The 15,975-nt window shown below is 36.4% G+C and carries 8 protein-coding genes; all 8 read left to right on the forward strand.

Annotated features, from left to right (window positions below):
• Positions 1-3: 3 nt before the first annotated feature.
• The 8 genes from CRS_RS03605 (at position 4) to CRS_RS03635 (ending at position 15,789) form a co-directional block, all read left to right on the forward strand.
• Positions 4-4,863 (forward strand): hypothetical protein, encoded by a 4,860-nt coding sequence (locus CRS_RS03605; RefSeq protein ID WP_142722725.1) that lies wholly within the window; start codon positions 4-6, stop codon positions 4,861-4,863.
• Between the two features lie 4 nt (positions 4,864-4,867).
• Complete coding sequence (locus CRS_RS03610; RefSeq protein WP_142722726.1) at positions 4,868-5,446, forward strand: hypothetical protein; 579 nt, start codon at positions 4,868-4,870, stop codon at positions 5,444-5,446.
• A 25-nt stretch (positions 5,447-5,471) separates the two neighbouring features.
• Positions 5,472-6,065: a hypothetical protein gene (locus CRS_RS03615; protein WP_142722727.1), complete on the forward strand. Its 594-nt coding sequence runs from the start codon at positions 5,472-5,474 to the stop codon at positions 6,063-6,065.
• Between the two features lie 28 nt (positions 6,066-6,093).
• Entirely contained in the window at positions 6,094-7,455 is a 1,362-nt protein-coding gene (locus tag CRS_RS03620; protein ID WP_142722728.1) for a peptidoglycan-binding protein, read from the forward strand.
• A gap of 101 nt (positions 7,456-7,556) precedes the next feature.
• Positions 7,557-7,724 (forward strand): hypothetical protein, encoded by a 168-nt coding sequence (locus CRS_RS24320; protein WP_172616992.1) that lies wholly within the window; start codon positions 7,557-7,559, stop codon positions 7,722-7,724.
• Between the two features lie 767 nt (positions 7,725-8,491).
• Positions 8,492-9,331, forward strand: a complete 840-nt coding sequence (locus CRS_RS03625; RefSeq protein ID WP_142722729.1) for a hypothetical protein — start codon at positions 8,492-8,494, stop codon at positions 9,329-9,331.
• Positions 9,332-9,343: 12 nt separating this feature from the next.
• The gene (locus CRS_RS03630; RefSeq protein ID WP_142722730.1) at positions 9,344-10,363 is read left to right on the forward strand and encodes a hypothetical protein; all 1,020 of its coding nucleotides are present in this window, start codon (positions 9,344-9,346) and stop codon (positions 10,361-10,363) included.
• Positions 10,363-15,789, forward strand: coding sequence for a pyocin knob domain-containing protein (locus tag CRS_RS03635; RefSeq protein ID WP_142722731.1), 5,427 nt, complete (start codon positions 10,363-10,365; stop codon positions 15,787-15,789). The genes CRS_RS03630 and CRS_RS03635 overlap by 1 nt, the downstream gene beginning before the upstream one ends.
• Positions 15,790-15,975: the final 186 nt, after the last annotated feature.

The following is a 15,975-nucleotide window of genomic DNA, read 5'->3' on the forward strand; positions in this document are numbered from 1 at the left end:
ACTATGAGTAATACTATAACACTTCAATTGAGCTATGATTCTTCTTTTATAGATTTTGTGGTACATAAAAATCATTCTGATGATCCGGATAAAATAACTTCTGTTGATGTAAAGCTTTCACTTTTGTCCAGTGGAAATTCATACAGTATTAATCAGGATATTAATGCTGGTAATTTTGATACTTTAAGAGATTATTTACTTCCATGGAAATGGATAGGAACGGACAACCCACCTACCCATATTAGAATCTATAAAATAACCAATGGTAAAATTCTTAAGCCCTTAGAATGGATTGATGTTAAAATTGAAGACCCACAGGCCGTCGATTCCACAGACTGCAGTATGATCCAAAATTATTTTGAAAAAAGTCTTGTAAGCCAATTACGGACACCGGACCATATCAAGTTGACGATTAATAAAGAAGAGGCGGAAATAATAAATGTTGATAAAAATTATACTGTAAACACAGTAGAAAATAAGTCTCAGGCTATCATTGCCCAAATGGCACAAAAACTGACTCCTTTTAATGAAAAACTTAGCTTTTTATTTTTGATAAGTCGAGAATTGAGTACAGAAAATGAATTAAGGTTTTTTACTCCTTCAGAAGATAAAAAAATAAGTTTTCTTTGTTTTCCCGTGACGCCTGCAAATGATAATTCAATTTGGTATCCAAAACCGGATTTCTTGGGTGAGAACAATGGTAATTATTGGATTGAATACAATATACCAGAGCTTTTAAATAGGAACCATATCTCGTGCTGCGCATTTACCAAAGCTACTGATTATCCTAAGTCCGATTATCCTCCACTGCCACAGCCTACTTTTGATGCAGAGCCTGTAATCCCTGTTAATGATACTGTTATTTTAAGAAGAGATGGTAAGTTCAACGGTAAAGTAAAAATCGAAGTGGAACAGGATAATGACTGGAAAATAGGGTTTACTGATGTTCTTGCAGCTCTTTTGGATATCAGAGACTTTATTTTTTGTGGAACTCCGGAAAATAAAAAGTTTAAGGTTCCTATTGACTTTGTCCGTGAAATTAATGTCGTTAAATCCTATCTTCTCTCACCTTTTATTCATCTTTCAGACTGTTTCCCTGCAATCCAAAAAAAGTATCTGGATTTTGAAATAGCAAATGGAAATGGTAGTCAGGATAAGATAGCAGATATTATCAAACTCGTAAATGAGACGTTTAAAGATTTTTATGAAAAAGAAGACAGTTATATAAAAAAAGAAACCGAGAAAGAAAAACTTTTAAGCTCAATCCTGAATTTGATTCCCTATTCATTAGAAATAAATGAGGGATTTGGCAGCCAGGAAGAAATTGAATCTTATAAACTGTATAATAAACTGGCTGATGAAAAGGTGGTACAGACTTTAATTTCTATACTGCTGCAGTTTGACTATAAAATGGATTTGTTGCCAATAAAAGGAAAAGAAGAATATTATTCGTTGGGTACTGATGGATCAGAAATCTGGATCAATAAAATAAAAGAGGAGGGAAAAGATATACCAGGGCCTATGAAGAAAGTGAAACTTCTCAATATTTACTCTCTCAATATATACCAGGATTTTTTCCGGTTTTTACTTGATAATGCTTCTACAGATGATGATATTCCTTTATTGAAATATCTGATAAATGATTTAAAAGATTTTTCTCCTGATACAATACTACAGCAGCTTCCTCTTTTAATAAATGCTGTTTATAATAGTAAAAATGAGTCTCCTTTCTCTCCAATTAAAAATGTAAGGTCATATGATATCAAGTTTAATACAATTGTTGAAGACGTCCTGATCAATTACCTGAAAGATGAAATAACCAGATTGACAGCCGAGCCTAAAACGCCATCAACAGAGCAGCTTCCCATCCGTATCCAAATCGGAAAACCTAATCAGCTTGCTCCTAAAAAAGATGAAGAGTCTGATGATCTGGCCGATGAACTCAGTGGCTATGTTTTGCTAAGTACCCGCAGCCAGGCTGTGAATGACAGCAGTAAATATGAAAGCTGGAAATATCATAACTGGGGCAAAGCAAAACTGAGTACAGGAGATGATAAACTTACAACGCCTTTTCTTGTGCCCAGCTATCTGCCGGAACAGAACGATGTACAGCAGCTATTCCTGGAGATCAGTAATGAAAGTGCTTCACTGGTAGCCAATCTGGAAGGCTTAGGTAAAGATGATTTTATTGCAGAAGGTAGTGAAAAGAATAAAGCGCCTACTATTGATTTTTTCTTGCCTGATAATAATAATAGCAATAATCCTTACGCGTTGCGCTATGGCTATTACTACAATTTTGCTGCATTTGCCGTGATGAATTCCGGGGTTTTGCCGGAACCTTTAAGAGAAGGTGATGTTCTGAATCAATTTAAAAAAGATATTATTGGCGATATCAGTGAGTTTACAAAAACATTCCATTTTTTGCGCACAAAAGCAGTAAGCCCGCCGTCTGTTATTATAAAAGATCCTGATGATAAAACAACCCATTATCCTAAGGATTATCCCAAAGAACTGAACCCGCTTTATCACGAACTGTTTGGAGTCAATGAAGATAAAATTACTAAAGATAGTACAGGAGATAAAAAGCGTACAGATCTTAAAGCACCTATTATTTTGGGTGAAAAATTTAACAAAGAATTTTCGATAAAAATAAAAAAACCAAGAACTGATTTTTGGGACTGCTATTCTTTTGACTGGAAGGAATTTAATGGAAATAATATAAATGCCAATAAATACAAAATCAAAGATGAATCTAAAAATATCGAAGAGTTTTTAGATCCCAGTGTTGCTGATAGTATCTGGATGAAGGTTGAGGTATTAAATAGTCTGAATTCATCAGATGCGGCAAATCTTATTCAGCCCCAGACTATTGAATACAATAGCAATCACGAAATACAGCTTAACATCAAATGGGGAGAAAATGATTCTTTTATAAACAATACCCTTACCCTTTCTCAGGGGAAAATTTATAAAATCTCTTTTTTCAATTTAATTGATGAAAAATATTTTGGAAAAGATGGTGAAAATCCTACACGTGAATGCAGGTTTGATTTGAAAAGAAATTTCATACCAGATAGAGAGAAACAGGAAAGAGACGGATTGGTAATGATTGCTGAAAATAAAGGGACCGGTGATGAGCGGAGTATTAATTGTTACAAAGTTTCCGGCGAGCACCTCATTTTTGAAACTGCCTACCAAAATACATACAGTGATGACCCAAACAAAAATCTTTGGAAAGCTCTGGATTTCAATGAGGAGTTAGTTTCGGAAGCTGTGCAAATGTCTGATTCTGTAAAGCTTATACTCAACAGCGGCAGATATAAAAGTTACAGCAGAATAAAGGTGCAGCATCAGAAACTGGACTGGCAGGGAAGACAGCCTAATATTAACTTTGCAGAGCTTGGGACAATTATTAATCCTGATCCTGACAAAAGAATGCCAGATGATACCCTTACTATAACAAAGGCAATGGAATTAGATGCTTGGTGGAATTCAGAGCGGCTGCACGACACCTCCGTAATATCCTATGCTAAAATTCTGGCTTCAAGAGAAGGTAAGGATAATATACTGCATGAATATAAAAATATATTGGATAATCATGCCATGCTTCTGAAATACGCGGTCACGTTGTATAACAGATACGAATCTTTGGGAGGACCTTATGATAAGGACATTATCACAAGTAAAATAAAATTGGACAACGAAGAGAGGGCTGATAAAAAAGGTACTTTCTATCCATGGAAATTCTATCTTAAAAAATCCAGAAGGGAGGAACAGCTTCCTGCTCCGTCCGTCCGTTTCTACATTCCACTTACAGGCTCTATCAAAGAAGCAAACGAGACCTCATTACTCAATATAGCAGATGTAATGTTGGTCATGGATGATGTCTGGTACAGAGAGGCAGGGCTTGCGCAGAAATTTACACTGGGTATAAAAAACACGGCGTATAAGATAACATCAGAATCAGGAGATCTTCTTGAACTTAAACAGTATCCGGAAGCCGGATTTGATGTAACGTTAAGTGAAGCCGCAACAAAACCTCATAAGGTGAGCCGGAAAGAAGAAGATGCTTCAGCCATTATAACAGATGATATAGAGGATTTTATTTTGGTAGATGATCAATATATAACAGGTCCTTTGGGTTTTACTTTCGATTTTGTGGCCACCAATCCAAAGGTGAATTCCACTTCCTTCGTGATTTCAGGAAATGGCCTGGCTTCCTACATCAGGAATGATTATAAAGATAAAAATGATCCGTTTTATCCGATGTTTAAGCTGGCTGTACGCAGTGAAATATCACCTGCTCTCCATACAATGAATGAAGAACCCGGCCTTAAGCTGGAAGAAAAAGAAAAATGGATCAGGAAAATGACCAGCAAATGGAGTGGTGCCCAATGGGTACAGTTCCTGAAAGCAGTAGACTCTTTTGTTCCGGACCAATGGAGAAGTGATGTCCGGAAAAATGGTTTCGTAAATATTAGCAAACCACCTAGGCTGGAAGATTTTAATTTATTTGGAACTACATTTCTGCAATATCATAACTGGTACATTATCTTGTCTACTATTGAAAGTAATATCGGAGGTTTACCTGTTGAAAGATATTATGATACCTATAGAATTGCTCAGGATAATCCGGTTTCAGTACATGAAAATAAAGAAATGAAACATTTTCCGGAAGGGTATGCCAGAATAATGGTTGTTAGGAAATCAAATGATTTCGAGAATGGGGTAAAAAGAGATAATATCTGGGATGAATTGTTTGGTAAAAAGGAAAATGATGATGAAAAATCAAAAATTAAAAATGATAATATATTGGCTATGCCAATTATTACTGAGAGAATACCTGTGAAATTTAAATCATAAAATTATGAGTGCTAAAGAAGAAATTATTAAAAATCTGACTGTACTGGCTGATAATAGCTGTACCAGTAAACTGAATTTTATCTACTACGATATTATTCACGAGTGCAAAATAGAATTTCCGGCAAGTTCATGGGAAAAAGCCCGGCTGGCAGGATATACTTTTGATCAGGTCCTTGAAAATACAAAGGATGGTACATTCAATTTGTTGCTATGGATCTTAAGGTTTGATTTTAATGAAAATGATCATACCATTTTTATTAAGAAAATTATTTTATCCAGCCTGTGGAGACCTTCTACAGGGGGCACTTCCCCGCATGAAGATGGGAGAGGACTTGATATTATCGCTATACAACCTAATATTGGAAAAGAGATTGTATGCAGTACTGTTACAAAAAGTGAGCCTGGTTATTTTGTAAAGCTGCGCACAAATGCTTTGAGCCAGGGGCTGATCACTCAATTTTTTTCACCCTGGACCATGTATTATTACAATAAGGAAGGTCAACTTATTGAAGAGCCTAATCGAGGGATCACAGATAATGAAAAGATTCATTTAAATCATGTCCATTTTACGATTTCAAAATAAATACTAACCATCAAAACTAATACCGATGAAATCATTAACTTTTTTTCTGTCGCTGATCGCTATGTTTATATCAGCTGATCTTTTTGGACAGGGAACTTCCGGAACACCAGCTCCCAAACCTGTGCCAACATCTGCAATACCTCTAACCCCGATATCAGATGTTGAAAAATGGGTTGCCATTTCTCCTGTTTTACTCTTTCTGTTAATTATATGCATTGTTTTTTTAAAACTGAAAAAAGACAAGGTATCTCTGAAAGACTTGCTTTTGGATAAAGATGCCAATGTACAGATGCAAGAACAGCAAACAGAAAAGCTTAAAGCTTTTGCAAAAGCAGATTTTGTAAATCAGAAGGCATTAATGGACGCAGCTGCTGAAGTTAATAATACCGTTGATCCAACTACAGAGCAGAAGCCTAATACAAGTGTAAGTCGTTTTTTAGCTTTTATAAGTGGGTTAGTCTCTGTGGGGCTGGCCTGTGTTCTTACCACTTTTGCCATGTGGAACCACTTTGATACTAATGAATTTCCAAAATTAAATGAACTGTTAGGAGTTTTACTTTCATTGGGAATCGGGGTGATACCATATGCATTTAATAAGATCAGTACAGCAGTTAAATAACAGAATCAATATTTAATTTAAAAAGACTATGAATACCGGAAAACAACTATTGGAAGCAGCCCGAAATCATATCGGAGAAAAATATGTTTATGGTGCCATTGTACCATTTGAAAACTCAGATTATAAAGGCCCATGGGACTGTGCAGAATTTATTTCCTGGATCGTCTATCAGGGTACAGGAATTAAAATAGGAATAAGAGGTAAAGAAGCCTACACGGGATACTGGGCCAAAGATGCAGCTGCTTTCTGCAGAAAAATAACCATTAATGAAGCCTCTCAAACCTATGGCGCTATTTTATTCAGACCGCCTGGTTACAAAGGAATAAAAATAGGACATATTGCTTTCAGTGATGGTAAAGGCGGAACTGTAGAAGCTAAAAGTGCAAAAGAAGGCGTCTGTGAAAGCACTATTAAGGGAAGACAATGGGAATACGGGTTTTTGATCAATGGAGTTGATTATGAGACTAATTTAAAAACAGTTGCTGATTATCATTATCCGTCATTGAATTTTTATGTGAAATCACCAGCTATGAAACATGCTCTTGTTGAGGAGGCTAAAAAAAAGCTTTCGAAACTCAATCTGTACCATGGTTCTATTAATGAGATCTACGATAGTGAAACTGCTAAAGCAGTTGTCAATTATCAAAATATGAAAGGGCTTGTAGTAGACGGTGCGTTGGGCAGAGATACCCTGAGATCACTGAAGGTACGGCAATATACTACTGTTGAAAAGAGCATGATATGGTTTAAACAAAATTTTGAGATGAAAATTAAAGAAAAGTTAACAGGGACTCCTTTTGATTTTCATCTCATTATGGCAATTGCCTACCAGGAGACCGGCTATGTATGGAGTAAAATGATCGGTAAAACCACACTTGCAGATTTATTGATGTGTTGTACCGGAGATACACTCGATGCTCCCAACAGAAGTGCTTTTCCCAAGGATAAAGCAGCTTTGCTAGCCCATACTGACGGAGACAAAATGTTTCTTATTGCACGGGAAGCTTTAAAAAACGTAGGGCGGTGGGAAGCTGTTTATAAAAAGCTTTATGACACTCAGCCGGATAAGTTTTGTCACGGGTATGGTATTTTCCAATATGATCTACAGTTCTTTAAAACGAACCCCGGTTTTTTCCTTAATAAAGAATGGGGAAATATTGATAAAGTGATTGAAATGGCGGTTAACGAACTAAAAGCTGCACAAAACAGAATTCCTTCTTACAGAGGTAAAAACAAACTTACCATGATAGAACAAATCTATGTCGCAATTGCCTATAATAAAGGAACAGCCGATGTTACCAAAGACTTTAAGCAGGGATATCGGAATGATGCAGGGAAGTACTATGGTGAAATGATTTATGAATATTATTTATTGTCTGCTGCCCTGTGATTTATTCATTGTCTAGCAGAGAATTAAGGAGAAGATTTATTATGTTAAATCTCTTATTGGAGAATATTCTTTATATTTAAAGCTTAATTAAAATTAAAACAATGAAAAACTTAAAGAAAATCTCAAGAGATCAGTTAAAACAAGTTGCCGGTGGCGGAAACAGAGATGGTATTTGTAAACCTCAATATATGTGGGTTTGTGAAGCGACAGGTATTTGTGGCCCCGAGTCAGATGCAGCCTGCAATTGCTATTGCGTTCCTATAGTATAAAAAACATATGATCCCTCACCTGAGGGATTTTTTATTACCCATAAGATTTGAAAACCTATTTCTATCCCGCATGAAGATAGGAAATCAGTACTGAAAATAAGTTTCCGGTCCTTCTGCGGTCACTCATTGCCCCTTTTATCAGGGGCTTTTTTATTGCTATATTCATAGGGCCTATAGTTGTCATCATCATAGTACATGTTTAATTTTCCTTTCGGGTCATTTTATTTTACATTTTTCTTCTCCAAGCATTTTGACGCTCAAATTACAAATTAATATCATCTGTTTTTAAAATACTGCAGCTACCGAACAGAGAGGCCAAAAAACTTTCACAGGAACTAAAAAAAAATGAATTTTGAACATTGAAATTACGGGCAGTATCATCCGGTTCAAAAAAATAAAGGTTACTGCAACTACAGAATAGAGAGGTCAGAAAACTTTTATAAGAACAAAAGAAAAGTGAAATTTGAGTTCTGAAGAATGTAGACAGTCATTGCACTCAAAGAGTATTAAACTAAGAAAGCAGGCAAAAAGCATAATAAAAAGTATAAGTGATTTTGTTGATATGAAAATAAAATTACAGACTACCGACAGCATACATAATTTCCTGGTGATGACCCTATAAACAATTCACTAAAGAATAGTCTGATAAGAGGGATAAAATCAAATCACTCAATAAAGTAGAAAATTCCATTTGGGGTGATCGGCTTATCAATATTATATCCTTTCCCGAATTATCAATTTTATCAAAACTAATTTTCAATAATCAAATGAGTACACCATTAAATACAATTTTCAGTTGGTTTGAAACTGGAGATTTTCCCACAGAAACGCAGTTTAAAGAAACATTTTTATCTTTTTATCATAAAGATGACCCAATCCCATTCAAAAGTATTGAAGGGCTTGAAGAAATTTTTCACTTATTTGCCAGTGCGGAAGCATTTCAAGAACATTTAACAGATCCAAAGGCTCATTCTGAATATTTGGCTTTACTTGATGCCGGTAATCTAACCTCGACCCATATCAGCAGCTGGAAGGCTAAACTCGGGATCAGCAATGCTGCTACGGTTGACAGCTCTGATCAATCGGGCAATGTGTACACGAAAACACAGACAGATGGTTTTGTGAATGTACTGAAAGATGCAGATAAAAACCTGGAGCTGGAGATAAGAAAAATTAAAGAGATTCTCTTATCCAATGACCTGTCTTTAGATGAACTTCAGGAAATTGTCAATTTCATCAAAAAAAACCGTGATGATATCGAAGCTTTGAAAGCTGTCTCAGGAGAGACAAGGGAAGATAAAGTAAAACTCTTACTGGACTACAGTGGGTTAGGCAGTCCAAAAAATCAACAGGAGTTTAATAAGCAAGTTTACGATAAAGTTTTACTGATCTCACAGACTCCTACAAGTGCCATAGTGCAGGTGACAGGAAGTACCGTTTTTCCCAATACCCTTGAAACAGAAAACGTGATCATCCAAGCACGGGACAGTGTTACAGGTAAAAAAATAAATATTGACGACTACGCTACCAATCAAGTCATTGAGGTTAAGATGTTCAGCGACCCCGTTAATCCAATTAATATTCTCATTTTAAAAGTTAAACCATAAAAAAATAAAGCTATGAATAATAACGCAGTAATAAGTAATAACGCACATCAGGACAATTTTTTTGGAGAGCTGCAACATACCCGGTTTCAATATTTTGATACACTTCCCAATACGGATAAAGCCCTTCCCGGCTGGATCATTGATTATAAAAATGAACTGCATCAGTGGAACGGTTCCCAGTGGATTAATCTTGCTCAAAATTATGTACATCCTGATTATCCGCTGACAAATAATCCCTTTCAGACAGATCAGACAAGTGGGCTTCTGCTGCTGAGTCAGATTCTGACCAACAGTTCAGGGCATGTTATTAAAATAGCAGGCCGAAATCTTACCAATGCTGATATTGTATCTATTTTCCTGAACGATGCCATTCAGTCGGGTACCTTTACATGGTCCTCCAATAAGATCAGATCATATATTGAAAATTTCATAGGACAAAGCCTTACAGGAGCATTAATTTATCAGCCGGGAGGCTATATCCCTTCTGCTGTTAAAGGCTCAATGGCAGCTCCGTCACCCATTACATCTGCAGCCATTAAAACAGGTATGGTGTGGGTCATTACTGCAAACGGATGGGTGGGTAATGAACCTGTTTCTATTGGTGACCATCTTATTGCCAATACGGATAATGCTTCAAATGTTCCCGGAAATTATCAGATTATAGAGAAAGGGATTCCTGATATCGTAGATGCTACAGATGCAGTGAAAGGACTCATTCAAATAGCTACAGATATTGAAGCCGTTGCGGGAATTGATAACAGTAAAGCAATGACTCCGAAAGCGACAAAAGCTGTTTTGGATGCAAAGATCAAATCAAAGACATGGGATATTGGAGACGGCTCTTCTGCTAGTTTTTCCATTACTCATAACTGGAATACCTGGAATGTTGACTACATCTGTTACCGTAATACTGATAACAGAAAAATTAATGTAAGCTGTGTCCCTACATCAGCAAATGATGTGCAAATAGATGTTCTGGCACCTCTTACTCCGAACGAATATAGAATTACTTTAACCGCAAGACTTGATTAATGATCGCACCTGAATATTTTAATAATCACATCGCCATAGAAGGCGAAATTATTGTGAAAAGTGTTCCAAACGATGCAGGCTTTGTATTGGTTTGGAATCCTACTACAAAAAAAATATCCCAAAGAACAAAAGCTGAGATTATTGCTGATTTAGATATTATGACTTTAAGTACAAATCAGTTTGTATATGGTCACAAATCTTTTATGAGTTCTGGTGTGCCTGATGAACATGCCAATAATCTGTGGGTGAGAAGTGATGATGGCTCAGAACCGGGAATAACATTCTGGAAAACAGGATATATATCTTCTGCGCTTACTTTAAGAAATGATGGATTCCATTTTGGAGTGGGAGCCAATAATCATTATGATTATGTAAAAGCTGAAGGCTTTAGAAAGAATGGTTCTTCTGATAATTTTTTCTTAACAGGAGGAGGGAATGATTATGACTCTAGGAAAAAAGAGGATTCCTGGTTTCATTCCGGAAGAAACTTTCCACAGGGGACATTCATTGAAACCGATATTGATTATTCAGTAACATATGGAGACCAGTTCCTTTTGGAAATGAAAGGGAATATGTACAGTAATGGTCAATATTTACCTTTAGATGCTAAAATTCAGGGGTATATTTACAATGATACTATTATATCAGAAGGAGGCTATTCTACTTTAAATTATTTTAATTATGTAATATGCTTAAACTTCAATGGTAAACTGGCTGTTTGGTTTCCTGGGATGGGATACTGGCAAGGGTTTGATGCAAAAATAACAGTAGGATACGGAGGTTTAGACCAGGGAAGAAACAGAGTGACTTCAATCACGGACAGTACGGATCCGGGAGGAACAAAGAGAGTCCAAATTAACCTAAAGCATCTCCTTACAAAAGAAGAACTTATTTCTGGAAATACATTTTGGGAAAAGAAGGATGTTGGAGGATATTGGGCCTTAGATTCAGATAAACCTATAGCCGGGCTGAATGGTAGCGGGGCGCAAGTCATTTTATCAGGCGGTCTGCTTGCTTCACCTTCCTACTCTGATTCCCAATTTATTCCTGCTCATGGAATACATTCAAGAGGGTTTGTTCAATCTGACGAAGGCTTTCAAAACAGATTCTACAAAGTAAACGAAAGGAACAGAATCTGGTCATTTGCGAATGCAGATAATTATGGCATATCTTATTTTCAAGGAAGCGGGCATGTCTTAGGTGAAGGGATTAATTTTCACTTTGGTGATGCAGGCGCTACGGGTCATCAGTTTTTTATACAAAGTAACGGGAGGGTGTTTTCTGAAGCAGATGGTAATTCTGGAGATTGGAAACATAAAGAGTATAATATAAACAATTATCTGGGTGCTGATTATATCAGCGGAGGACAGGAAAAACCAAATTCTGCTTATTTTGGAGCAGGAAAATTAAAACTCCAGATGTTGGAAGCTGCTCAGATGGGGTTTTCCAATATGGGTTGGTCCGATGTATTATGGATGTCTTCTTATACAGGAAGTGATGTTAAAAAATCGACGGCTATTGTTTCATCCAAATATAACAACAGAATAGGCTTTGTAAAACAGGATTATGATTCAGACAAATGGGGAGAAGCCTACGACTTCTGGACTACCTTTAATCTCCCTAATCCGGTAGCAAAAGCTGATCTGGATAATTATGTTACATTGAATACCCAACAAACTGTTGATGCAAAAAAAACATTTAATGGGGCTACTGGAAATAGTTATTCAGAATCTGCTATTATGGTTAACGGTAACGGCTCTGGCTTATATCCGGCGATAGGTTTTCATCAACCTGGAAATTATGCAGGAACTATAAGTCTGAGAAATTCAAATCAATTTTATTTTAGAAATACTGATGATTCTGATTTCAATTATTTATTGGCTAAAGGATATGTAAAATCAGGCTCGGATGATTCTTATATACTATTAGGTGGGGGAGGACATAGATCTCTTTCAGATTTTGCTTTATCAGGACAATTAGGCAATTACCTGCCTTTAGGTGGAGGAACTTTAACAGGAGGCGGAATAATTTCTTCCAATGGAGATATCGTTTTAAAGCAGAATAATGCAGGAGGAAATGCTACAGGTGTCTGGTGGCAGAACAAGGATGGGAGTGGAAATAGAATTGCAGGAATAGGAGCATTGACCGAAAATGGAGATTTTGTCTATCATTATCTTGGTTGGGATGATTCACCCTGGAATCCTGCAACTGCTTTAGTAGTTAATGATAGTCTGCTTCAGTATAAAAATAATAAAGTTTGGCATGAAGGAATTTTAGAAGATTATCATAACTATGGTTTAGGCAGATTAAATATACCTGTACTTTCAGATCTTGACACCTATTCAGCATATCAGACCGGTATCTATTCATTTAATGATAATGCACAACATAGACCTTATGATTATGGTACGGTCATAAAAGCAATGAGAAGTACTAATGAAGGTACTGAAATTGCTGCTAACGTTTGGGGTACAGGTCTGGCATTCAGAGGATATGTTGGTGGAACTTACGGTCCATGGAGAGAGGTATGGCATTCTCTTAATTTCAACCCCGACACTAAAGTAAACAAATCAGGTGATACCATGACAGGTAATCTAATAGTACCTAATGTTGTATTATCATCAAATAGTTTATTAAGCCAGACCCTTAATGGTTCTCAAATCATTGCAGCACTTAATGATACAATGTATATTGGTAATACGGCTGGATTGGACTATTTAAATTTACAGTCCAGATATGGTTTGACGCATTATCAAAATGGAGTGCCCGGAAATATATGGACTTCACATAATTTTAACCCTGATAATTATATTCCAAAAACTCATCCGGTGTATAATATTACACAGAATCAAATTAATGGCTGGAATCATTATTTAGGATATTGGGATAACAGGATTATACAACCGGCAAATGCATTAACAGAAAAATTACAATTTGGTTTTACGTCCTGGAATAATGATGGTAATTATCCTTATGCCGACTATTTGCATTTTGGAGGGTACCAGGATGGCTCGGGAGGCAATCAAAACCTTATTACATTTAATAAAAATGGTTTTGGACTAAGACAATGGCAGGGAAGTTCTCAGGGAGTATCCCGATATCAGTCTTTTGTTGACTATTGGAATACAGGGGACTTTGCCCAGCAGGATATTAATCAATGGAAGGCATTATATAATACCTGGGGTACATCAAATCCGGATAGCTTCGTTAAATTAAGTACCGGAAGCAGCTCTATTGATATATCCGGAACGGACTTAAATGATTTACAAAGAACCGGATTTTTTAAAGGAAGTGGTTTAGGCCATTCCCCTACAGGCACAACAGAATGGTTTTTTATAACATGTGAGCATCATTATACAGGATGGGCAAGTCAAACAGCTACTACTTACGGTACAGGTGCTTCCGATTCCCAGCCAAATAGAGTTTTTAAAAGAGCTTTTATAGGTGGAAGTTACTGGACGGATTGGGTTGAAATGACGACATCTGCTAATAATAATCAAAATAAAAAGAAAACGTATTTCTGGCAAAGCCCGGCATATACAGGTACAATGGTAAATAGGGTCTATTTACCTGAGTGGACTGTAGGCGATGTAACGGTCAGAGTCAATTCATCTTACCATGATGGTTATGCAATAGGAGTCATTGAAATGCAATTTACTTATGGAATTAATACCGGAGGGGTTTGGGGATTTGAACCTAAAATAACCCAGGTATTTGGTAACATAAGACAATGGATCTATGTTGAACCAAAGATTTTTTATGATTCAGCAGAAAGCAGACCTTATATTAATGTACATAAATTTAATCCGGCATCCAACCCAATTTATATTGATGTCACTTTAAGAAGCTTTTCAAACAATCTTACAGATAATTCTGTATTTTTTAGAGAAGATGCATCTACACCTGTACTTGATTTAAGGAATAATACCACTCTTGATGATAGTCTGGATCTCAAAGCAAATAAAAACGGAAATAATGCAACGAATACCTGGATAGATTCATCAAATGGTTTGCAGAGTAACCCTACCATTATTGGTAAAATGGCAAATTCAGGAGGACAAAGTGATTTGGCAAATGCCACTTACGGTCAGGTAGCGGGGTATATAAATACGAACGGAAAAGCACAAGGGTGCCCTACGGATGACTGGTGGTATAGATTTAAAATGCTTCATGCTAATTCTGCCGGCTATTACGGAGAAATGGCCGTTCAAATGACCGGAGGCAACTCATTCAGATATAAAAGAGTAGAAGCCGGAGGTGATTACGGCTGGATTCAGGTATGGGATAAAGAGAATTTAACCCCTTCACATATAGCTCTTTGGGATCTGGCTTATAATTTTACTTTAGCGGATGTATTAAACTTCAATGACACGAATGGAGACTGGACAAGGTTCTATAGACAGGATGGAAGTGCATTCGACAGACTAAGAATGGGGATGGGGATAATAGATTCCAGGGTACAGGGTAATGGATTGGGTGGAAATGGTTCACCTGATTTACCCAACTCAGGAATATCGGCACTTAATCATAAAGTCTTGCCATTATTCCATTCTACAAAGCAATTAGGCTGGAGTTCTTCTTTAATTTTTAAGGGTTGGACTGATTCCTACAAAGCGTGGAAAATAATGGGGCCCGCTGACAATAATAATACGGAACAGGATTTTTATTTAAGCCAGACAAGATCAGACAATGGGCAATGGATGACTGAAAGAAAAATATGGACATCTAAAGATTTCAGTCAGTCTAATGTTAACACCTGGAATAACCTGACCAATGCTGTTATATTAAATCAGCAATTTACGAATTATACAGGTAACGGATTAATTATCGTTGACGACTATCAGGGGGGAGAATCCGGTATATATAATGAAAATGATAAATTATATTTAGCAGCGTTAAAAGACGAGTATTATAAATATTCAAGTGGCTATGATGATTGGGAAGGTATTAATTTTAACAGAAAGGATCACAGGATTGGTATAGGCAGACCATCCAATGATACCGATAAGTTAACCGTAGAAGGTTCAGTGAAGGCTAGCGGAAACTTTAAATCTGAAAAAGAAGACCCTAATACGTTGTTTATTGCGGATGGAAGTTTAGCCTTTCTTAATGATGAGATTACCCATGAAGACGACAGAATAAGATTATCCCATGGGATGATTGATCAGCAGCCAGGGGTCCAGTCTTATGATTCCGAAAATAGAATGTTAGTTATTAGGTGTACGGATCCGTCGGAACCTTTTATATTAAAAGAATGTTTCCGGGGACAAAGAATACTGATATTAAATACCCACTATGAGAAACCGCAATTGTTTATTATAGAAAAGACTGGTTATAAATATGATATCCCTCCCTATACCTCTGTCCAGTTATTTGCATGGGATGAAAAGACCGTCTATAAATATGCAGAAAATAAAATGTATTAAAACTGAAAAAATTCACAATAAAAGAATATACACTTAAAGCAGATTAATAATTTGAGTTTTTTTAAAAGGAAGGATGATCGGAATTTGCAAATCTCTGAATCATTCAAAAAGGGCAGATCATTTATGATTTGTCCTTTTATTTATTTTCAACATCACAGCCATCGAATACTTCAGCGCATGTAGCCT

Source organism: Chryseobacterium sp. ON_d1 (assembly GCF_006829085.1).
Classification (GTDB): Bacteria; Bacteroidota; Bacteroidia; order Flavobacteriales; family Weeksellaceae; genus Chryseobacterium.